The organism is Micromonospora sp. NBRC 110038, assembly GCF_020884815.1.
Classification (GTDB): Bacteria; Actinomycetota; Actinomycetes; order Mycobacteriales; family Micromonosporaceae; genus Micromonospora; species Micromonospora haikouensis.
In genome coordinates this window covers 242,126-262,941 of the sequence record NZ_BBOL01000005.1, presented here as the reverse complement: position 1 = coordinate 262,941, position 20,816 = coordinate 242,126, and the positions used below count along the sequence as shown (strand labels likewise).

20 protein-coding genes are annotated in these 20,816 nt (G+C 74.2%); 12 read left to right on the top strand and 8 right to left on the bottom strand.

Features of this window, described 5'->3' with window-relative positions:
- Positions 1–55: 55 nt before the first annotated feature.
- The 4 genes from LPU61_RS19555 to LPU61_RS19540 form a co-directional block, all read right to left on the bottom strand.
- Positions 56–682 carry a DsbA family protein gene (locus tag LPU61_RS19555; protein WP_043961027.1) on the bottom strand — a complete coding sequence of 209 codons (627 nt, stop codon included), beginning with the start codon at positions 680–682 and terminating at the stop codon, positions 56–58.
- 20 nt (positions 683–702) lie between these two features.
- The gene (locus LPU61_RS19550) at positions 703–1,131 is read right to left on the bottom strand and encodes a SufE family protein (protein ID WP_043961029.1); all 429 of its coding nucleotides are present in this window, start codon (positions 1,129–1,131) and stop codon (positions 703–705) included.
- 94 nt (positions 1,132–1,225) lie between these two features.
- The gene (locus tag LPU61_RS19545; protein WP_043961031.1) at positions 1,226–1,651 is read right to left on the bottom strand and encodes a CBS domain-containing protein; all 426 of its coding nucleotides are present in this window, start codon (positions 1,649–1,651) and stop codon (positions 1,226–1,228) included.
- Between the two features lie 58 nt (positions 1,652–1,709).
- Positions 1,710–3,479 (bottom strand): proline--tRNA ligase, encoded by a 1,770-nt coding sequence (locus LPU61_RS19540; protein ID WP_229405698.1) that lies wholly within the window; start codon positions 3,477–3,479, stop codon positions 1,710–1,712.
- A gap of 201 nt (positions 3,480–3,680) precedes the next feature.
- Between LPU61_RS19540 and LPU61_RS19535 the strand changes: the two genes are divergently transcribed.
- The 4 genes from LPU61_RS19535 (at position 3,681) to LPU61_RS19520 (ending at position 7,654) form a co-directional block, all read left to right on the top strand.
- Positions 3,681–4,448, top strand: coding sequence for an SGNH/GDSL hydrolase family protein (locus LPU61_RS19535; RefSeq protein ID WP_229405697.1), 768 nt, complete (start codon positions 3,681–3,683; stop codon positions 4,446–4,448).
- A gap of 1 nt (position 4,449) precedes the next feature.
- Positions 4,450–4,896: a hypothetical protein gene (locus tag LPU61_RS19530; RefSeq protein ID WP_229405696.1), complete on the top strand. Its 447-nt coding sequence runs from the start codon at positions 4,450–4,452 to the stop codon at positions 4,894–4,896.
- 57 nt (positions 4,897–4,953) lie between these two features.
- On the top strand, positions 4,954–5,856 hold the full coding sequence (locus LPU61_RS19525) for a sulfurtransferase (protein ID WP_043961039.1): 903 nt from the start codon (positions 4,954–4,956) through the stop codon (positions 5,854–5,856).
- Between the two features lie 151 nt (positions 5,857–6,007).
- Positions 6,008–7,654 carry a triacylglycerol lipase gene (locus tag LPU61_RS19520; RefSeq protein WP_144420123.1) on the top strand — a complete coding sequence of 549 codons (1,647 nt, stop codon included), beginning with the start codon at positions 6,008–6,010 and terminating at the stop codon, positions 7,652–7,654.
- 53 nt (positions 7,655–7,707) lie between these two features.
- Here the strand turns inward: LPU61_RS19520 and LPU61_RS19515 are convergent, their stop codons facing one another.
- Positions 7,708–8,061, bottom strand: coding sequence for a hypothetical protein (locus LPU61_RS19515; protein ID WP_229405695.1), 354 nt, complete (start codon positions 8,059–8,061; stop codon positions 7,708–7,710).
- Positions 8,062–8,252: 191 nt separating this feature from the next.
- Between LPU61_RS19515 and LPU61_RS19510 the strand changes: the two genes are divergently transcribed.
- Genes LPU61_RS19510 through LPU61_RS19500 form a run of 3 tightly spaced genes read left to right on the top strand, consistent with a single transcriptional unit; the run spans position 8,253 to position 13,567 of the window.
- Positions 8,253–10,040: an HSP90 family protein gene (locus LPU61_RS19510; protein WP_043961043.1), complete on the top strand. Its 1,788-nt coding sequence runs from the start codon at positions 8,253–8,255 to the stop codon at positions 10,038–10,040.
- 9 nt (positions 10,041–10,049) lie between these two features.
- Positions 10,050–12,884, top strand: a complete 2,835-nt coding sequence (locus LPU61_RS19505) for a hypothetical protein (RefSeq protein WP_229405694.1) — start codon at positions 10,050–10,052, stop codon at positions 12,882–12,884.
- 53 nt (positions 12,885–12,937) lie between these two features.
- Positions 12,938–13,567, top strand: coding sequence for a TetR/AcrR family transcriptional regulator (locus tag LPU61_RS19500; RefSeq protein ID WP_043961049.1), 630 nt, complete (start codon positions 12,938–12,940; stop codon positions 13,565–13,567).
- 203 nt (positions 13,568–13,770) lie between these two features.
- Here LPU61_RS19500 and LPU61_RS19495 read toward each other — a convergent pair whose 3' ends face one another.
- Complete coding sequence (locus LPU61_RS19495) at positions 13,771–14,013, bottom strand: hypothetical protein (RefSeq protein ID WP_229405693.1); 243 nt, start codon at positions 14,011–14,013, stop codon at positions 13,771–13,773.
- Between the two features lie 61 nt (positions 14,014–14,074).
- On the bottom strand, positions 14,075–14,353 hold the full coding sequence (locus tag LPU61_RS19490) for a hypothetical protein (protein ID WP_229405692.1): 279 nt from the start codon (positions 14,351–14,353) through the stop codon (positions 14,075–14,077).
- A 269-nt stretch (positions 14,354–14,622) separates the two neighbouring features.
- Between LPU61_RS19490 and LPU61_RS19485 the strand changes: the two genes are divergently transcribed.
- From LPU61_RS19485 to LPU61_RS19470, 4 genes are all read left to right on the top strand, one after another.
- Positions 14,623–15,387 (top strand): DUF5753 domain-containing protein, encoded by a 765-nt coding sequence (locus tag LPU61_RS19485; protein ID WP_229405691.1) that lies wholly within the window; start codon positions 14,623–14,625, stop codon positions 15,385–15,387.
- Entirely contained in the window at positions 15,384–15,569 is a 186-nt protein-coding gene (locus LPU61_RS19480) for a DUF397 domain-containing protein (protein ID WP_178062745.1), read from the top strand. Before LPU61_RS19485 ends, LPU61_RS19480 begins: the two co-directional genes overlap by 4 nt.
- A gap of 243 nt (positions 15,570–15,812) precedes the next feature.
- A complete protein-coding gene (locus tag LPU61_RS19475) occupies positions 15,813–17,150 on the top strand; it encodes an acetyl/propionyl/methylcrotonyl-CoA carboxylase subunit alpha (protein ID WP_229405690.1) in 1,338 nt (445 codons plus the stop codon).
- Positions 17,151–17,457: 307 nt separating this feature from the next.
- A complete protein-coding gene (locus tag LPU61_RS19470) occupies positions 17,458–18,378 on the top strand; it encodes a hydroxymethylglutaryl-CoA lyase (protein ID WP_229405689.1) in 921 nt (306 codons plus the stop codon).
- A gap of 78 nt (positions 18,379–18,456) precedes the next feature.
- Here the strand turns inward: LPU61_RS19470 and LPU61_RS19465 are convergent, their stop codons facing one another.
- Positions 18,457–19,032 (bottom strand): snapalysin family zinc-dependent metalloprotease, encoded by a 576-nt coding sequence (locus tag LPU61_RS19465; protein WP_043961057.1) that lies wholly within the window; start codon positions 19,030–19,032, stop codon positions 18,457–18,459.
- 215 nt (positions 19,033–19,247) lie between these two features.
- On the opposite strand from LPU61_RS19465, the gene LPU61_RS19460 reads away from it, so the two are divergent.
- A complete protein-coding gene (locus LPU61_RS19460) occupies positions 19,248–20,780 on the top strand; it encodes an acyl-CoA carboxylase subunit beta (RefSeq protein WP_043963659.1) in 1,533 nt (510 codons plus the stop codon).
- Positions 20,781–20,816 lie beyond the last annotated feature (36 nt).

The following is a 20,816-nucleotide window of genomic DNA, read 5'->3' as shown; positions in this document are numbered from 1 at the left end:
ACGTGGAACGTGATCGACGCCGATCGTTGGCTGCCCGGATCGTGGCCCTGACGCGTCAGGCTTCGCGCTGCTCGACCTCGCGCAGGGCGGCGAGCAGGGTCTCCGGCTCCTGGGCGCCGGTGACGGCGTACTTCCCGGCCAGCACGAAGGTCGGCACGCTGGAGACACCGAGCTCGCGCGCGGCGGCCAGGTCGGCAGCCACCTCGCGGCGGCCGAGGTTCGACTCCAGGTAGTCCCGGGCCTCGACCTCGTCCAGGCCGACCCCGGTGGCCAGCTTGACCAGGGCGTCCCGCGCGCCGATGTCGACCCCGTCGGCGAAGTGCGCCCGGTAGAGCGCCTCGACCAGCTCGGCGGAGCGGCCCCGCTCGGCGGCGAACCGGATCAGCCGGTGCGCCTCGAAGGTGTTGGCGTGCACCGCGCGGTCGAAGCGCATGTCGAGCCCCACGCCAGCGGCGACCCGGGTCACCTGGGCGAACATGCCCTCCGCCCGCTCCCGGCCGCCGAACTTCGCGGCCAGCGCCTCCACCAGCGGCTTCGGCTCGGAAACCGGCGACGGGTCGAGCTGGAACGGCCGGTACCGGACGGTGACCTCACCGCCGTACGACTCCAGCGCCTGTTCGAGCCGGCGCTTGCCGATCCAGCACCAGGGGCAGACGACGTCGGCGTAGATCTCGATCTCCATGACCAGCGACAACCCGTCGATCAGGAGATCTGTTCCCGGACCTGGCGCTTGAGCCGGGCCAGGATGGCCGTGCCGCCCCGGACCCGCAGCGGGCTGATCGCCTGCGCCAACCCCATCCGCTGGTAGAGGTCGTCCGGCACGGCGAGCACCTCGTCGGTGCTCGCCCCGGACAACCCCTCGGCGAGGATGCCGGCGAAGGCGCGCGTGGTCGGCGCCTCCGGCGGGCAGTCGAACCAGGTGGTCACCGTCCGGTCCGGGTTCACCTCGGCGCGGAGGAAGAACGCGGTCTGGCACTCGGGGACCTGCTCCATACCCTCCCGGCCGGCGAGTTCCCCGGGCAGCGGCGGGATGACGTCGGCGTATTCCAGCAGCATCTCCAGCACCACGTCGCGGGGGGCTGCGGCGAACTCGTCGACGATCTCGGCCAGCTTGGTCGGCATCTCGGGCATCCGTTCAGGCTACCGACGGTCGATCGGTGGCAGCCCGACGGTGGTCAAGAAGGGGCCCCTGCCCTACCGGAGGCGTCGACAGGGGCCCCTCCTTTCAGACGGTCGGGGCCTGCTCGCTGATGTCGCTCAGCGCCGAGTTGGGGTCGAGCTGCATGGCCAGGTCGCCGAGGGAGACGATGCCGACGAGCTTGCGTTCGCCGTCGCACACGAGGATGCGCCGGATGCCGCGTTCCCGCATCAGCGACGCCGCCTCCCCGGCGGTCGCGTGCTGCTCGATCATCACCACCTCGCGGGTGATCACCGAACCGATCGTGGTGGTCGCCGGATCGCTGCGCTCGGCCACCGCCCGGACCACGATGTCGCGGTCGGTCAGCATGCCGGCGAGGCTCGCGCCGTCGGTGACCACCACGTCGCCGATGTCCGCCTCCTTCATCACCCTGGCCGCCTCGTCCAGGGTGGTCTCCGCAGGCAGGTAGACCACCTGCCTCGTCATCACGTCGCTGACCCGGTAACCGGTCATGGGAGCCTCCGAATACACACCTGTGCCGATCGGTAACCGGTACCCAGTGCGCCGCCCGCTACACCAGATCGCCCCGGGCACGCAGCGCCTCGTCGCGTAGCCGGTCCACCAGCCCTGCCAGCGGCAGCTCGGTCCGCTCGCCGGTGGCCCGGTCGCGCAGCTCGACGTACCCGTCGGCGAGACGGCGGCCGACCACGACGGCGCGCGGGACACCGATCAGCTCGGCGTCGGTGAACTTCACCCCGGCGGAGACGTGCGTGCGGTCGTCGACCAGCACCCGCAGGCCGGCGGCGGCGAGACGTCCGCCCAGCTCCAGCGCCGCGTCGAGCTGCGGCCCCTTCCCGGCCGCCACCAGGTGTACGTCGCACGGCGCGACCGCCGCCGGCCACACCAGGCCCCGGTCGTCGTGGTGCTGCTCGGCGATCGCGGCGACCGCCCGGGACACCCCGATGCCGTAGCAGCCCATGGTGGGGCGGACGGGCTTGCCGGCGGGGCCGAGCACGTCGACGGCGAACGCGTCGGTGTAGCGCCGGCCGAGCTGGAAGATGTGCCCGACCTCGATCCCGCGCCGCATCGTCAGCGCGCCGGAGGCGCACGCCGGGCACGGGTCGCCCGGCCGCACCTCGGCCGCCTCGATGGTCCCGTCCGGGGTGAAGTCCCGGCCGCAGACCACGTCGGTGGCGTGCCGGCCCGGCTCGTCGGCCCCGGTCAGCCAGGCCGTCCCGGGGACCACCCGGGGGTCGACGAGGTAGCGGACGCCCAGCCCGGCCAGCCGCTGCGGCCCGATGTACCCGCGTACCAGCTCCGGGTGGGCGGCCCAGTCGTCGAAGACCGCCACGGTGGCCGGGGCGAGCGCCGCCCCGAGCCGCTTCAGGTCCACCTCGCGATCCCCGGGCAGCCCCACCACCAGCAGCTCGGCCTCGGCCACGCCCGGCCGGCGTACGGTCAGCACGACGTTCTTCAGGGTGTCGGCGGCCGTCCAGTCGGCGCGGCCGGCGAGCCGGCGGGTGTTCGCCAGGTCCACCAGCGCGGCGATGGTCGGTGTCTCCGGGGTGTCGTGCACGGCCGACGCCGGCTGCGCGTCGGGGTCGCCGGCCGCCGGGGGCCGGGTGACGACCGCCTCGGTGTTGGCGGCGTAGTCGCAGGCGGTGCAGCCGACGAAGGTGTCCTCGCCGACGTCCGTGGCGGCCAGGAACTCCTCCGACGCCGACCCGCCCATCGCCCCGGACGTCGCGCGGACCACGGTGAAGTCCAGCCCGAGCCGGGTGAAGATGCGTTGGTACGCCTCGCGGTGCCGGTCGTAGGCGGCCTGGAGCCCGGCGTCGTCCAGGTCGAACGAGTACGCGTCCTTCATCAGGAACTCGCGCCCGCGCAGCAGCCCGGCGCGGGGGCGGGCCTCGTCGCGGAACTTCGTCTGCACCTGGAACAGCGTCACCGGGAAGTCCCGGTAGGACGTGAACAGGTCCTTCACCAGCAGCGCGGCCAGCTCCTCGTGGGTCGGGGCGAGCAGGTGCTCGGCGCCCCGGCGGTCGGCGAGGGTGAAGATGTCGTCGCCGTACTCGGCCCACCGGCCGCTGGTGCGGTAGGGCTCGGCCGGCAGCAGCGCCGGGAAGTGCACCTCCTGGTCGCCGATGGCGGTCATCTCGCCCCGGACGATCTCGGTCACCCGGTCCAGCACCAGCTTGCCCAGCGGCAGCCAGGTGTAGCCGCCCGGGGCGGCGCGACGGACGTAGCCGGCGCGCAGCAGGAGCCGGTGGCTCGGCACCTCCGCGTCCGCCGGGTCCTCACGCAGGGTCCGCAGCAGCAGGGTCGACATGCGCAACAACATCAGCGCAGCGTACGGCCGCGGTGACCGGCCGGGCGACGCGGTTTACCGGCGCGGCCGACCGGAGGCGTCTCGCTGTCGATGAACTCCCTCACGTTCCCGGTGCCGGGACGATGCGCGCGGGTGGCCGGTGCCAGACTGTCTGACGTTGAGCAGGGGCCCTTCATAACAGGGCCCTTCCTTGCCGGCAAGGCGGAGGGTTCGGTGGGCTGGCGCAGTTTCGTGGCGGTGGGGGACAGCTTCACCGAGGGCATGGACGACGCGTATCCGGACGGCACCTACCGGGGCTGGGCGGATCTGGTGGCCACCCGGCTCGCCGCCGAGACCGGCCCCGACTTCCAGTACGCGAACCTGGCGATCCGGGGTCGGCTCTTCCCCAACGTGGTGGCCGAGCAGGTGCCGGCCGCGCTGTCGATGAAGCCCGACCTGATCAGCTTCGCGGCCGGCGGCAACGACGTGCTGCGCCGCACCTTCGACCCGGACGCGCTGGTGGCCCGCTTCGACGACGTGGTCCGGCAGCTCCGCTCCGGTGGCGCGGACGTGCTGCTGTTCCGGTTCGCCGACGTGATGGCCCGGCTGCCCGGGCAGCGGCTCGTCGCGCCCCGGGTGCACCTGCTCAACCGGGCCGTCGGGGAGACCGCCGAGCGGCACGGCGCGATCCTGGTCGACCTCTACGCCGACGACACCTTCCTCAACCCGATGCTGTGGAGCACCGACCGGCTGCACCTGTCGGCGGCGGGGCACCGGCGGGTCGCCGGCCAGGTGCTGACCGCCCTCGGCGTCGGCTGCGACGAGGACTGGCTGCTGGTCCCGCCGCACCCCGCGCCGACGCCGTGGCTGGCCGCCCGCGCCGCCGACCTGCGCTGGGCGGGCCGGCACCTCGCCCCGTGGATCAAGCGCCGCCTCACCGGCCGCTCGTCCGGCGACACCGTCACCGCGAAGCGGCCGATGCTCGGCCCGGTCGCCGACTGACGTGCGGACCAATCACGCCGCGACACTGCTGCGGCGCACCCTCGACGACCGGCCGGTCGCCGACACGGCGGTGCTGGTGACGGGGGACCGGATCGAGGCGGTGGCGCCGGCCGGCGAGCTGACGGCCGCGTACCCGGGGGTGCGGGTGCGGCGGTGGGCCGGCATGCTCGGGCCGGCGCTGGTGCACGACGGGCCGCTGCCGCCCGCCCCCACCCCGCGCGAACGGGTGCACGCCCTGTTCGGGCTCGGGGCAGCCGCGGTGCTCGCCGACCGGGTGACCGACCCGGGGCTGCGGGCCGCCGCCGCCCGCAACGGGGTCGCGCTGCTCGCGTCCGCGCGCCCGCCCGAGCTGGTCACCGGCGGCCGGGCCGACCTGGCCGTCTTCGCCGACGACGGGAGCTGCGTCGCCACCGTGGTCGCCGGCCGGCTCGTGCACCGCCGCGCCTGACCGCTCGACCGCCCCGACCGTCGCCCCGGGTTCGGGGAAGCGGCGTAGGTTGGGCTCATGCCTGTGCCGAGTGATCCGAACCCCCGCCTCCAGTCGTACGCCGACCCGCAGCGGCTCGTCACCACCGACTGGCTCGCCGAGCACCTCGGCGACGAGGGCCTCGTCGTGGTCGAGTCCGACGAGGACGTGCTGCTCTACGACACCGGGCACATCCCGGGTGCCGTGAAGGTCGACTGGCACACCGAGCTGAACGACCAGGTGACCCGGGACTACCTGGACGCGGCCAGCTTCGCCGAGCTGTGCGCCGCCAAGGGCATCGGCCGCGACGACACGGTCGTCTTCTACGGCGACAACTTCAACTGGTGGGCGGCGTACGCGCTCTGGGTCTTCTCGCTCTTCGGCCACGCGGACGTGCGGCTGCTCGACGGCGGCCGGCAGAAGTGGGCCGCCGAGGGGCGGGAGCTGACCCGGGAGAAGGTCACCCGGCCGCGCGCCGCGTACCCGGTGCCGGAGCGCAACGACGCGCCGATCCGGGCGTACCGGGAGCAGGTGATGGCGCACGTCGCCGCCGGCCGGCCGCTGGTGGACGTGCGCTCGCCGGGCGAGTACACGGGCGAGATGCTGCATATGCCGGACTACCCGCAGGAGGGCGCGCTGCGCGGCGGGCACATCCCGGGCGCGGTGAGCAAGCCGTGGAAGTCGGCGGCGAACGACGACGGCACGTTCAAGTCGGCCGACGAGCTGCGGGCGATCTACGCCGACCAGCTCGGGCTGAGCCCGTCGGACGACGTGGTGGCGTACTGCCGGATCGGGGAGCGGTCCAGCCACACCTGGTTCGTGCTGCACCACCTGCTCGGCTACCCGCAGGTGCGCAACTACGACGGCTCGTGGACCGAGTGGGGCAACCTGGTGCGGGCCCCCGTCGTGAAGGGCGACCAGCCGGGCGGCCTGGCCGGCTGACCCGCGCCCGGCCACGGGCGGCCAGCCCCGGGGACACGACAACGGCCCGCACCCGTCCTTCTGTGGGCAATGTGCCGGATGCGCCGACACGGAGCCCGCCACCGGTGGAGCCTGCGAGAGGGGCAGGACCCACGACGGTGGCGAGGAGGCCGTGTTGACCCTGGACCGCAGGCTCGTCGCGCTGCTCGTGCTGACCGCCGTGTTCCCGGCGGCCGAGGCCACCGTCCTGGTCGCCATGGACTTCGTGGCGGCCGAGGGGATCGCGCCCCAGGTGAGCGCGGTCTGGCCGTACGACACGTACCACGACCTGCGGTGGCTGTTCGTCTACCACCGGTCGTGGCCGGAGTTCGTCCTCTGGCTGGCCTACGTGGCGCTCACCCGGGGCGCGTTGACCACCGGCCTCGTCGCGCTGGCCTGGCCGGTCGAGGCGCCCCGGCCGCCCGTACGCCAGCTGTTGAAGCGCAACGTCGGTGTCTCCGTGGTGGTCACGGTCCTCGTCGTGCCGTGGGCGGTGATCTCGGTGGCCGCGTCGGTGGTGGCGCTGTCCTGGGTGCTGCTCGCGTCGCTGCTGCCGATGTTCCTGCTCGCGCCGTTCCTGCAACGGGCCGCCGCCGTCGGGCCGTGGTGGCGGGGGTTGCCCTCGCTGCCCCTGGTGGGGTGGACGCTGCTGAACTTCGTGGTGCTCACGGTGGCCGGGGCGGTGGCGTGGAGCGTGCCCGGCTGGTGGACGGTGCCGGTGGCAGCGGCGGCGGGCGTGGTCAACGGCGTGCTGTGGAACCGGACGGTACGGGCGGCCGTGCTCGCGCCCCGGCTGCGGTGGGCCCGGGTGCCGGTGGCCCCGATCGTGGCCCTGCTGGCACTCGTCGTGCCGCTGCTGATTCCGTCGCTGGCCAGCACGGTGCCCGGCAACCAGTTGCGCACCGAGGACGTGCTGCTCACCCGGCCGCTGCCGCCGGAGGTCACCGAGGCGGTGGTGGTGCTGGCCGGCTACGGCTCCGCGTACGGGGGCGAGCAGCCGCACGACCCGAGGGTGGAACGGTTCTCCTACCGGGGGCTGGGCTCCGACGGCCGGCCTCTGCCCTACCGGCCACAGGACACCACCATCTCGGTGGCGGACAGCGTCGGGCTGCTCGCCGACCAGGTGGACCGGCTGCACCGGCGTACCGGCCGGAAGGTGGCCCTGGTCGGGGAGAGCGAGGGGGCGCTCGTGGCCCGCACCTACCTCGCCCGGCGGCCCCATCCGGCGGTCGACGCGCTGGTCATGTTCAGCCCGCTGATCAACGCCGGCCGGGCCTACTACCCGCCGCGCGGGCAGGGCCACGGGTGGGGCGTGGCCACCGGCTGGATGCTCCGTGCCATGTTCGGGCTGGGTCGTCTCGCCGGCGCGCCGGGCAACGGGCCGGACGAGCCGTTCATCCGCTCGCTGCTCGACGACGCACCGTTCTACCGCAACCAGCTCATGTGCCCGGTGCCCGGCGTGCGGATGGTCGCCTTCCTGCCGTACACGACGGCCGCCGAGGCGCCGCCCGGCGACTACAGCGGCATCCCGGTCTTCCAGACCCCGGGCGTGCACGGCGGCCTGCTCAACCGGTCCCTCGTCCAGGACCGGCTGGTGAACTTCCTCGGCGGCGAGCCGGTCCAGCGGACCCCGCGCGAGTACCCCCTGCTCCAGCGGCTCGGGGCCGCCTGGCAGGCGCCCCCGCTGCCGATCTCGGCCAACCCGGCGTGGGAGGAGAGCGAGCAGCCGGACCCTGCGCTGACTGGCAAGGTCTGCCAGCCGCCCCGGGAATCCCGGTAGCGCCGACCGCCGTCGGGGCTCGGGCCCGACCGGCCGATGAGCCGGGGAGGTGGTCAGGCGGTGGGCGAGCGCCGCTGCCGCAGCACCAACCGGGCGGCGGCCAGGGCCAGCCCGAGGACGATCACCACCCGGAGCGGGTGGTAGGTCAGGATCAGCAGGTGCGTCGCGGCGGCGGCGGCGACGGCGAACAGCGCGAGCAGGGCGGACCAGCGCCGACCCAGCGGCACGAGTGCCCCCGCCACCACCAGCAGCACCCCGGCGGTGAGGTTCACCCAGGCCCAGCCGGTGACGTCGTAGTGGTACAACGCGCCGCCCTCGATGGAGACGTACGGGTCGCCGGACAGGTCGCCGACGCCGACCAGCACGTCGAAGACGCCCGCCCCGCCGAGCAGGATCCCCGCCAGCACCAGCGGACGCTCCTTCGTGCCGCCGTCGACCACCGTGCCCCCCGTCCGGCCCGTTCCCGCTTCGGCGCGTCCCGGCCCTCACGCTAGGGGCCGCACGACCGGGTGTCCGGCGATCGGGCCGAACGGGGGCAGCCACGCGTCGGTGATCACCGGTACGGTGAGCGCCGGCATCGGACCGGGGAGCAGCAGCGTTGGACCGCACCTTCCAGGTCGACCTCCGGGGCGTGGTCGACCTGCTCAGTCATCACCTGTACGGCAGCCCACGGGTCTACGTCCGTGAGCTGATGCAGAACGCCGTCGACGCGATCACCGCGCGGCGGGCGGGCGAGCCCGACGCGCCGGCCCTGGTGCGGATCTTCCCGCCCGAGCTGACCGGCGACGGGACGCTGCGGGTGCACGACACCGGCATCGGCCTCACCGAGGCGCAGGTGCACGAGCTGCTGGCCACCATCGGCCGCAGCTCCAAGCGCGACGAGCTGGGCTTCTCCCGGCACGAGTTCCTCGGCCAGTTCGGCATCGGGCTGCTCTCCTGCTTCCTGGTGGCCGACGAGATCCGGGTGGTCACCCGGCACGCCGACGAGCCGACGGTGCTCTGGACGGGCTACGCCGACGGCCGGTACGCCGTCGAGGTCGCCCCGGCCGGTCAGCAGCGCCCGGAGCCCGGGACGACGGTGACGCTGGTGCCGCGCCGCGACGCCGACCAGTGGTTCGCCACGGCGACCGTCACCGAGCTGGCCCGGCTCTACGGGGCGCTGCTGCCGGTCACCGTCCGGGTCGGCGACACGGTCACCACCACCGGCGGGCCGCCCTGGCCGACCGCGCCCGGCGCGGGCGTCGACCGGCCGGCCCTGACCCGCTACGCCCGGCAGCTGCTCGGCGTCGACCCGTTCGACGTGGTGCCGCTGTCGGTGCCCGAGGCCGGCCTGACCGGCGTCGCGTTCATCCTGCCGACCCCGGTGAACCCGGCGGCCCGCGCCGGCCACCGGGTCTACCTCAAGCGGATGCTGCTCACCGAGCACGCCGACGGGCTGCTGCCCGACTGGGCGTTCTTCGCCCACTGCGTGGTCGACGCCGGGGAGCTGCGGCCCACCGCCAGCCGCGAGGCGCTCTACGAGGACGCCCTGCTCACCGCCACCCGGGAGGCCCTGGGCGACCAGGTGCGCGGCTGGCTGGTGCGGCTGGCCCGGCACGACCCGCGGCGGCTCGGCGAGTTCCTCCAGGTGCACCACCTCGGCGTGAAGGCCCTCGCCGTGCACGACGACGAGATGCTGCGGCTGGTCGACCAGTGGTGGCCGATGGAGACCAACGTCGGCACCCTCACCCTGGCCGAGTTCCGGCAGCGCCACGGCCTGGTCCGGTACGCGGCCAGCCTGGACGAGTTCCGCCAGCTCGCCGCCGTCGCCGCCGCGCAGGACCTGGCGGTGGTCAACGCCGGGTTCACGTACGACGCGGAGCTGATCGAGCGGCTGCCGGCCATCGACCGGTCGGTGCTCATCGAGCGGCTGGAGCCGAGCGACCTGACCACCCGCTTCGACGCCCTCGACCCGGCCGTCGAGCTGGCCCTGCGGCCGTTCCTCGCCGGGGCGCAGCGGGCCCTGGAACGGCTCGGCTGCGAGGTGGTGGTGCGGGCGTACGACCCGGTGTCGCTGCCTGCGCTCTACCTGGTCAGCCGGTCGGCGGCGTTCAACGACCAGCTCGCCGCGACCCGGGACGCCGCCGACGAGCTGTGGGGCGGGGTGCTCGACGCGCTCGCCGCGTCCGCCCCGCCGGACCGCCCGCAGCTCGTGCTCAACCACCGCAACCCGCTGGTCCGCCGGGTCACCACCCTCGACGACCCGGAGCTGGTCGGGCTCGCCGTCGAGGCGCTGTACGGGCAGGCCCTGCTGCTCGGGCACCATCCGATCCGCGCGGCCGACGCCGCGCTGCTGAACAGTTCCTTCCTCGGCCTGCTCGGCCGGGCCGTACCGGGACGGGAGTGAGTGGCACCGATGAGTGACGACGAGCTGTGGCGGATGCTGCACGAGAGCAGCGGCATGCCGTACGGCGCGGGGCGCACGGCCGCCCTGGAGCAGCTGCTGCGCCGCGCCGACAGCGGCGACGACCGGCACCTGGCGTTCGCCGTGCGGATGCAGGCCACCACCGCGTACGTCTACGGCGGCGAGCCGGCGAAGTCCTTCGTCACCTTCTCGTGGTGCCTGGCCGAGTTCGACCGGGACCCGCAGCCCTACCACGAGCGCTACGCCCACCAGCTCCTCTGGCACTTCAAGTACATGGTCAACGCCATGCTGAAGTTCCCCGAGCTGCCGCTGGACCGCACGTACGCGGTGCTCGACGACATGCAGCGCCGGTACGCCAACGCGGGGCACAGCCTCCAGGCCGTGCACAAGCACCGCTACCTGGTCGCCGACCACGTGGGCGACGCCGAGGCCGCCGAGCGGTGGTACCAGGAGTGGCTGACCGCCCCGCGCGACGAGCTGTCGGACTGCGCCGGCTGCGATCCCACCACCCAGGTCGCCCACCTCGCCCACGTGGGCCGGCACGACGAGGCGGTGGCGCTGGCCGAGCCGGTCCTCGCCGGCCGGCTGACCTGCACGGAGCAGCCGCAGGCGATCCTGACCGCGCTGCTGGTGCCCTACCTCCGCTCGGGGCGGGGCGACGCGGCGCGGGACGCGCACCGGGAGGCGTACCGGCGGCTGCGCGGCAACCTGTCGGACCTGTGGGACATCGGCGACCACGTCGAGTTCTGCACGCTGACCGGCAACGAGGCGCGGGCCGTGGAGATCGTCGAGCGGCACCTCGACTGGCTGGACCGCGCGCCCACCCCGGCCGCCGCGATGCACTTCGCGGCCACGGCCGCCGCCGCGCTGCGCCGCGCCGCCGGGGCCGGCGACGTCACCCTGCACCGGCGGGCGGCCGGCGACCGGCCGGCGGGCGAGGTGTCCGCCGCCGCGCTCGCCGCCGAGCTGACCGACACGGCGACCGCGCTGGCCGCGCGGTTCGACGCCCGCAACGGCACGACCCACCAGTCGGAGTGGATCGCCCGGAGGCTGGCCGCCGTCCCCGACGGCGAGCACCTGCCGCTGTCGGCCAGCCTCCGCCGTCGCCCGGCCCGCCGGCCCGAACCGCCGGCGGCACCGGCCCCGGCGGCCACCGTGCCGGCCGGGGCCACCGCCGACGAGCTGCTCGACCTGGCCGACGAGCGCTGGCGTACGCACGACCGGGCGGGCTTCGCCGCCGCGCTGGCCGCCTACGACGAGCGGTTCGGGGCGAGCGGGCAGCCGCCCCGGACGGCGGCGCGGCGGCTGGAGCTGCGGGCCGGCGAGCTGACCGACGCCGACGGCCCGCAGGCGGCGCAGGAGGCGAACCGGGCGGCGCTGGCCGCGTACCGGGAACTGCCGGACCCGGTGCGCGAGCAGGTGGTCGCCGGCCGGCTCGGTGCGCTGCTCTGCCTCACCGGCGACGGCGAGGAGGGACTGGCGCTGGCGCGGGACGCCGCCGACTTCCTCGCCGGGCAGGGTGACGCCCGGGAGCGGGCCGCCGCGTACGACCGGCTCGCCCTCGCGTTGGCGCACCTGCAGCGCTGGGAGGAGGCGCTGGCCGCCGCCGACCTGGCCGCCGCCGAGGCCGACGTCGACCCGTGGCTGGCCGCCCGGGTGGCGCTGCACCGCGCGCACGTGCTGGAGGAGCTGGAACGGCCGGAGGAGTTCCGGGCGGCGGCCGAGCTGGCCCGCCGGCTCACCCGCGAGGTGGGCGTGGGCGAGCTGGTCACCGCCGCCACCCTGGCGTACGCGCGGGCGACGGACGACCCGGCCGAGCGGGTGGCCGCCTGCGACGAGGCGCTGGAGACGGCCCCGGCGCAGGCCCGGTTGCCGGTGCGGGTGTTCCGGGCGCGGGCCCTGCTGAGCGCGGACCGGGTGGCCGAGGCGGTGGAGGACTTCGCCGAGGCGGTGACCCTCTGCGTCGAGCAGGGCGCCGACGGGGACGCCTTCCTGCGCTGGGAGCTGGCGAACGCGTACCGGGCGGCCGGGCGGCCGGCGGAGGCGGCCGAGGTGGCGGAGGAGGCGGTGCTCGGGCTGGACCGGCTCGGGGCGCAGGCCGAGGCGGACCGCTGCCGGCACCTGCTGGCCGGGATCTACGTCGACCTCGGTGAGCTGGAGCCGGCGCTGACCCTGCTGGACCAGCTCGCCCGCAACCTCGACGGGCCGGACAACCTGCCCCACCGGGCGCAGGTGCTGGAGGAGGCCGGCGGGCTGCTCTACGACGCCGACCGGGACGCGCTGGCCGCGCAGCGGTTCGCCGAGGCGGCCACCGCCTACCGGCTGGCCGGTGCGCCGGTCGACGAGCTGCGCGCCCGCCGCCGGGAGGCCGACGCCCTGAACTGGTCCGGGGACGTGCCGGCGGCGGTGCGCGCCGTCGAGGTGGTGGACGGGCTCGCCGCCGCGCTTGCCGGTCGGCCGGAGGTGCCGCCGGTGGTGACGTACGAGGCGGCGCTCGCGGCGGAGGTCGGTGCCCGGGTGCTGGCCGCCGACGACCGGCCGGACGAGGGGCTGGACCGGCTGGCCGGGGTGCCGGCCCGGCTGCGGTCGATCGAGGCGTTCGGCGAGGCGGCCCGGGTGGAGCTGCTCGGCGGCGAGCTGCTGGTGCGCGCCGGCCGGCCGGGCGAGGCGGAGCCGCTGCTGCGGAACGTGCTCGGCGGCCTGCCCCCGGGCTCCCGGCCGGCGTCTCAGGCGGCGTGGCTGCTCGCCCGGGTGCTCGACGAGCTGGGCCGCCCGGACGAGGCGGCGGCGGTCCGGGCGGAGCACGGCCTGGGCGACGACGACTGACGGGGGCCGACCGGCGGGTAACCTAGGCGTCCGGGCGGGTCTAGGCTTGCCGGGTGACGGTGGAACAGCGGGCACGGGGAGCGGCGGGCGGCGTGGCGGGCACTGGCAGGCGACGGTCCCGGCGGGACGAGATCCTGGAGATCGCGGTCGGGCTCTTCGCCGCGCGGGGCTACCACGGCGTGTCGATGGACGACATCGGCGCGGCGGCGGGCGTCACCGGCCCGGCCCTCTACCACCACTTCGCCGGCAAGGAAGCGATGCTGGCCGCCGCGCTGATCCCGGTCAGCGAGGGGTTGCTCGACGGCGGGCGGGAACGGGTCACCGGTCATTCCGACGACCCGCGCGCGGCGCTGGAGTCGCTGATCGACTTTCACGTCGAGTTCGCGCTGGCCAACCCGGCCGTGATCGCCCTGCACCTGCACGAGCTGGACCGGCTGCCGGACGAGCCGCGCCGCCGCATCCGCCGGCTCCAGCGGCTCTACGTGGAGCAGTGGGTGACGGTGCTGACCGCCCTGCACCCGGGCCTGCCCGACGGCGAGGCGCGGGTGCTGGCGCACGCCGCGTTCGGCCTGATGAACTCGACGCCGTTCCTCGGCGGCGAGGTGGACCGGCAGCGGCGGGCCGCGCTGCTGCGCGCCGCCACGCTGGCCGCCCTCCTCGCCGAGGCCGACGCCGACGCCTGAGCCCCTGCTCCACCCCGGGCTCGACCGGGAAGATCGCGCTCGGCGCCGGGCTCGACCGGGACAAGATCGCGCTCGATCAGGGAAACAGTGGTGTCGTTCCCCGGCGGATGCCACTCTTTCCAGGATCGAGCACGATCTTCTGCCTGCGTCGCCCGGTATGTCGAGTATGTCGACACCAGTCCTGGCCTCATCGCCCCGGACGGTCAGTGGCGCTCGGTCCGGTGAGGGCGGGTCGGGGAGAGCCAGCCGAGGAAGCGGGCGTGCATCGCCGCCCTGTCGGGCCGGCCGCCGAGCCGGTACATGTCGTCCATGGCGTCCCGCATCGCGGCGGCCAGGTAGAACGCGAGCGCGACGCTGTGGCCGTGGAACTCGACGGGCAGGTCGAGCCGCGCGGCCGGGCAGGGCCACTGGGCGGCGCAGACCCGGCAGAGCCAGGCGGGGCGCATCGGTAGGTGCCGGCGGGGCATCACGGCACGAGCGCGGGGCACCGGGGACCCGAGCGGGACATCAGCGCACCCGGGCTGGGCTCGTGCCCCGGGCGGGCGCTGCCTGCCGCGGGGTCCCGGCGAGTCGGTGCAACCCCTCGCGCAGCACGAACAGCTCGCGCTTGGCGACGGCGTCGCTCTGGGCGTCCAACTCGTACGCCTCGATCCACGTCCAGCCGTGGTAGGTGTGCCGGTCCGGCACCTCGCGGATGACCCGCACGGTGATCGGCTCGACGAACTGCGGGCTCGCGGCGCGAGTCAGGTGCAGCACGTCGCCTGGGACGATCGGCCGGTCGGTCACCGCCGCCTCCCGGCCCCGGCGGTCGCCGGCGCGGTGGGTCCTGCTCGGTTCGGCATCCGCTTCCCCTGTCCGTGGCCGTTGGAGAGGGAGCCGCCCGCGCCTGGTGCGCAAGACCGGCCGGGCGACCCCCTCGACGAACGCGGGCGGGGGCTTCTCCGCCCTCCCGACCCACGCCGTCCCGATGACAGCCTGCCCAGGGTTGCGGCGCAATCACACAGCGTTAGATGATTTCCTTCGGACGTTCCGTAGGTTCCTGAAGGGACTCAGGCATGAATCATGCGTTCGTCACGGCCCTCGCCGAGGCGTCGGAGACCGCCGAGAGTTTGGCAGGTCGCATAGGGCTTCACCCGAAGACCGTCGCCCGCTGGGCGAACCCCGGGCGCATTCCGCAGACCCGGCATCGTGGCGAAGTCGCGAGGATCCTCGGCAAGGATGTGGCAGACCTCTGGCCGGATGCCCTGCGCCGCGAGCCGGTGTGGTTCCGGCCGTGGGTCGACATCGAGCGCGAGGCGGTCGCCATGCGCGCCTTCGAGTTGGCCTGGGTGCCGGGCCTGTTGCAGACCGAAGCGTACGCCCGCGCCACGTTCCACGGGCAGCCCCTGTCGCCGGCCGAGGTCGACGACCTGGTGGTGGCCCGCATCGCCCGGCAGGCGATCCTCACCTGCGATCGGGCACCCATGACCGTCGTCGTCATCGACGAGCAGGTGATCCGCCGGGTGCCGGCCGGCGGGCGGTCGATCATGGCCGCCCAGCTCGCCCGCCTGGTGACCTGCGCGGAGCTGCCGGCCGTCCAACTGCACATCGTCCCCCGTGACGCCCCGACCTATCCGGGGCTCGACGGCCCCTTCACGATCGCCGAGCTTCCCGGCGGGACGCGGGTGGCCCACGTGGACAGTCAGGCCCAGGCGCAGATCATCGATCAGGCCGCCCAACTTGCTACTCTCGAACGACGGTGGGAGCGGATCCGGGGCGAGGCCCTGTCACGGTCGCAGTCCCTGAATCTCCTGAGGGAGGCGGCAGCAGCATGGACATGACCGGCGCGCAGTGGCGCAAGAGCACCCGCAGCGGCGGCAACGGCGGCAACTGCGTCGAGGTCGCCGACAACCTGCCCGGCGTCGTCCTCGTCCGCGACACGAAGGACCGCGACGGCGGCACCCTCTCCTTCTCGCCGGCCTCCTGGCGCGGCTTCCTCACACTGGCGAAGCGCGTCGCCTGACCCGCTCACCCGGCGGCCCTTCGCCCCACAGCCCTCCCGCCTACAGCACCTCCACCCGCAGTCCTTCCACCCGCAACCCCGTCGACCCGCAGGCCCTCCGCATCCGCCGGGGGCCTGTTCTGTGTCCGCAGCAGCTCGACACGGGCTGCTGAACCCGCCCCGCCGCCACGCGCTTGACTCGTGGCCGGCCCGTCACCCATGGTTCCCTGGCATCGTCCCCACCCCTGGACGCTGGAGGAGAACATGATCGAATCGCTGCTGGTGGCCAACCGCGGCGAGATCGCCCGTCGGATCATCCGAACCGCGAACCGGCTCGGCATCCGCGCGATCGCTGTCCACTCGGAGGCCGACGCCGGCCTGCCGTTCGTGACCGAGGCCGACGAGGCCGTCTGTGTGGGTCCGGCGAACCCGGCCCAGAGCTACCGCAACGTCGAGGCCATCCTCGCCGCCGCCAAGTCGACCGGCGCGCAGGCGATCCACCCCGGTTACGGCTTCCTGTCGGAGAACGCCGACTTCGCCCGTACCGTCGAGAGCAGTGGGCTGATCTGGGTCGGGCCCGGCGCGGACGCGATCTCCGCGATGGGCGACAAGATCAACGCCCGGAACCTGATGGCGGCGGCCGGGGTGCCGGTCGCCCCCGGCACCACCGACCCTGCCGCCGACCTGGACGCGGCGGTCGCCGCCGCCGCGGAGATCGGCTACCCGGTGATGGTCAAGGCCGCGGCGGGCGGCGGCGGCATGGGCATGGGCGTGGCCGCCGACGAGGCGGCGCTGCGCAGCGAGTACGACAAGGTGCGCGCGTTCGCCGAGCGGATGTTCGGCGACGGGTCGGTGCTGATCGAGCGGTACTTCCCCCGGGTGCGCCACGTCGAGGTGCAGATCCTCGGCCTGGCCGACGGCCGGGTGGTGGCGCTCGGCGAGCGGGAGTGCTCGGTGCAGCGGCGCAACCAGAAGCTCGTCGAGGAGTCCCCGTCCCCGGCGGTCTCGCCGGAGCTGCGGGCACGTTTCCTGGCCGCCGCCGTGCGGGCCGGCGAGGCGGTGGGCTACCGCAACGCGGGCACGGTGGAGTGCCTGTTCGACCCCGCCACGCAGGAGTTCTTCTTCCTGGAGATGAACACCCGCCTCCAGGTCGAGCACCCCGTCACCGAGCTGGTCTACGGCGTCGACCTGGTGGAGGAGCAGCTCCGGGTCGCCGCCGGCCTCGCGCCGACGTTCGACCCGGACGCGCTCGCCCCGCGCGGCCACGCCATCGAGCTGCGGATCAACGCCGAGGACCCGAAGCGGTTCCTGCCCGGCCCCGGCGTGATCACGACGTGGCGCGAGCCGGCCGGCGAGGGCGTGCGGGTCGACTCCGGCTACGTCGACGGCAACACGGTCACCCCGTTCTACGACAGCCTGCTGGCCAAGCTGATCGTCAACGGCCGGGACCGGGCGGAGGCGATCGAGCGGGCCCGCGCGGCGGTCGCCGCGTTCGAGGTGGCCGGCCCCAAGTGCAACCTGCCGTTCTTCGCCGAGCTGCTGGAGAACGAGGAGTTCCTCTCCGGCGACTACGACACGGGCATCGTCTCCCGCATGCGCTGACCCCCGCCCCGCCCCGCCCCCCGCCCTCGCCGATCGCCTCGGTGATCAAGAGGTTTGCGTCAGGATCCGGCCTGCCGGTGACGCAAACCTCTTGGTCAACTTCGAGGGCGGGCGGGGCGGGCGGGGCGGCCGGGCGGGGCGGGGCGGTCGGGGGCCAGCCAGGGGGCGGGTCGGCCTGGCGGCGGGGCGCGGGGGTCTGGTTGTCTGGAGGGACCACTGGCCGTCCGGCGTCGCCCCGTCGGCCGCCCTCACGAGGGGCGGCGGCGCGTGCGGCATCCCGGCGGCCCGACGTCACAGCGAGGTGACCATGAGCCAGATGCCAGCGGCGGTCTCGATCCGGGAGGTCGGGCCGCGCGACGGGCTCCAGAACGAGGAGCCCATCCCGACCGACGCCAAGGTGCGGTTGATCGACGCGCTCTCCGGCACCGGCGTGCGCCGCATCGAGGCGGTGTCGTTCGTGCACCCCAAGGCGATCCCGCAGATGGCCGACGCGGACGAGGTGTGGCGGCGGGCGGCGAAGGTCGACGGGGTGCGCTACTCGGCGCTGGTCCCGAACACCCGGGGCGCGCAGCGGGCCCTGGCGGCCGGGTTCACCGAGATCGAGGTGGTGGTCTCGGCCAGCGACACGCACAACCGGCGCAACGTCAACCGGTCGACCGCCGAGTCGCTCGACGACATCGCCGAGCTGATCGACCTGTTGCACCGCGCCGGGGCCACCGCCGAGGTGATCGTGGCGACCAGCTTCGGCTGCCCGTACGAGGGGGACGTCGACCCGGCGCGGGTCGCCGGCATCGTCGACCGGGTGGTCCGCGACGGCGCGGACCGGGTCGCGTTCGGCGACACCACGGGCATGGGCACGCCGCGCCGGGTCCGCGAGCTGATCAGCGCGGTACGCGACCGCAACGCGCACGTCCCCGTGCTGCTGCACTTCCACAACACCCGGGGCACGGCGCTGGCCAACCTGTTGACGGCTCTGGAGCTGGGGGTGACCGAGTTCGACGCCAGCGTCGGTGGCCTCGGCGGCTGCCCGTACGCGCCGGGGGCCAGCGGCAACCTGGCCACCGAGGAGGCGGTGCACATGCTGCACGACATGGGCATCGACACGGGCATCGACCTGGCGGCCCTCGTCGAGGTGGCGGAGCTGGCCGAGGAGTTGCTCGGCAAGAAGCTCCCCTCCGGCGTCCTGCGGGCGGGCCCGCGCACCCGGCTGACGCCCCTGCCGGCCTGACAGGGCGAAAGTCGACAGGGCGGGGAGACGCGGCGGAGGGGCCGGCGGTGTGCCGGCCCCTCCGGTGTTCCCGCTCGGTCAGCCCACCGGGGCGAGCGCGGCGGGCCAGCTGTCGCGGAAGACGGTCGCCCCGCTGCTGTCCGAGCCCCGCTCGGTGGCGCTGAGGGTGCCGGCGAACAGGCTGGTCACCCGGTTCGCCTCGGCGGTGCTCGGGTACGGGTTGGTGCAGCCCGTGCCGGCGCTGCCGCCGGACATCAGGAGCGCGCAGTCGCCGTTGTAGTTGTCGGGCAGGCCGAGGATGTGCCCGATCTCGTGGGTCATGATCCGCAGCGGGCTGTACTGCGCGGCCTGCTGGGTGTCGATGTAGACCCGCCCGTTGCCGAGGCTGGTCCGCACCGCGTACGAGCCGCCGCCGGTGATCTGGTAGATCCGGAGGTTGGTGCCGCAGTTCGCCGTGAGCGTCAGGTTCGACGTGGCGTTGTTCCAGATCGTGGCGGCCTGGTTGGCGATGCTGGCGTAGCTCGGCGCCTGGCTGGTGTTGTAGCAGATGGTCATGGCAGCGGACGCGGGCGACGGGTTGGCGAGGGTGACGCCGAGGGTCGCACCGGCCGTCGCGACCATCGCGACCAGGGTCCGGCTGATTCGTGAGGCCATCGCTGACTCCAATCCGGGAGGGGGTGTCGGGAGCCTAACGAGAACCATCTACACATTTCAATATTTGGATCACGATCACTCGATTCGTGGCGCGTCGGGCGTTCGGCCGCCCCGGGGTCGCCGATCGGGCGGCGGGTGGGATACCCTAACGATCGTTCAGGGTGGTCGGCGTGCCCGTGCGGCGGCCGGCACGGTGGCGGCAATGGGGAGTCGGCGTGACGCTCGACGGTGAGGCACTGGAGCAACTGCGCAAGCGCGCCCGGGCCGGCGGTGCGGACAAATACCACGCGGCCAACGCCGCCAAGGGCAAGCTCTTCGCCCGCGAACGGGTGGCGCTCCTGGTCGACGAGGGCTCGTTCGTCGAGGACGGCCTCTACGCCAACGCCCTGGCCGAGGGCCTGCCCGCCGACGGCGTCGTCACCGGCACCGCCGCCATCGACGGCCGGCCGGTCTGCCTGATGGCCAACGACTCCACGGTCAAGGCGGGCAGCTGGGGCGCGCGTACCGTCGAAAAGATCATCCGGATCATCGAGCGCGCCTACTCGACCGGCGTGCCGATGGTCTACCTGGTCGACTCGGCCGGCGCGCGGATCACCGACCAGGTCGACCTGTTCCCCGGCCGGCGCGGCGCCGGGAAGATCTTCTGGAACCAGGTCCGCGCCTCCGGCTCGATCCCGCAGGTGTGCGCCCTGTTTGGGCCGAGCGCGGCCGGCGGGGCCTACATCCCGGCGTTCTGCGACGTGGTGGCGATGGTCGACGGCAACGCCAGCATGTATCTCGGCTCCGACCGGATGGTCGAGATGGTGACCGGCGAGAAGACCACCCTGGAGGCGATGGGCGGGGCGCGCGTGCACTGCGCCGAGTCCGGCGTCGGGCACTTCCTCTGCAAGACCGAGGCCGAGGCGCTCGACGTGGTCCGCCGCTACCTGTCCTACCTGCCGGCCAACTGGACCCAGCCGCCGCCGGCCGCCGAGGCGACGCCCGCGCCGGCCAAGGCCGACCTGGCCGCGCTGGTGCCGGCCAGCGAGCGGCAGGCGTTCGACATGCGCCGGTACGTCAAGGGCCTGCTCGACGACGGCAGCTTCTTCGAGATCCAGGCGCTCTGGGCCAGGGAGCTGACCATCGGCTTCGGCCGGCTCGACGGCGAGGTCGTCGGCGTCGTCGGCAACAACTCGATGTTCAAGGGCGGCGTGCTCTTCGTCGACTCGGCCGACAAGGCGACCCGGTTCGTGCAGCTCTGCGACGCCTTCAACGTGCCGCTGCTGTTCCTGTCCGACGTGCCCGGGTTCATGGTGGGCAGCGCGGTGGAGAAGCAGGGCATCATCCGGCACGGGGCCAAGATGATCACGGCGATCTCCGAGGCGACGGTGCCGAAGATCTGCGTGGTGGTCCGCAAGGCGTACGGCGCGGGCCTCTACGCGATGGCCGGCCCCGGCTTCGAGCCCGACGCGACGATCGCCCTGCCCACCGCGAAGATCGCGGTGATGGGTGCGGAGGCCGCCGTCAACGCCGTCTACGCCAACAAGATCGCGGCCATCGCCGACGAGGCGGAACGGGCCGCCTTCGTCGCCGCCAAGCGCGCCGAGTACGAGCGCGACATCGACGTCGTCCGCCTGGCCAGCGAGCTGGTGGTCGACGCGATCGTCGAGCCGCACGAGCTGCGCGCCGAGCTGGTCCGCCGGTACGCCGCCGCCCGCACCAAGGACCGGCACTTCTCCCGCCGCCGGCACGGCGTCACCCCGGTCTGACCCACCCCGTCGGCGTCACGAGCGCCCGACGGAGGA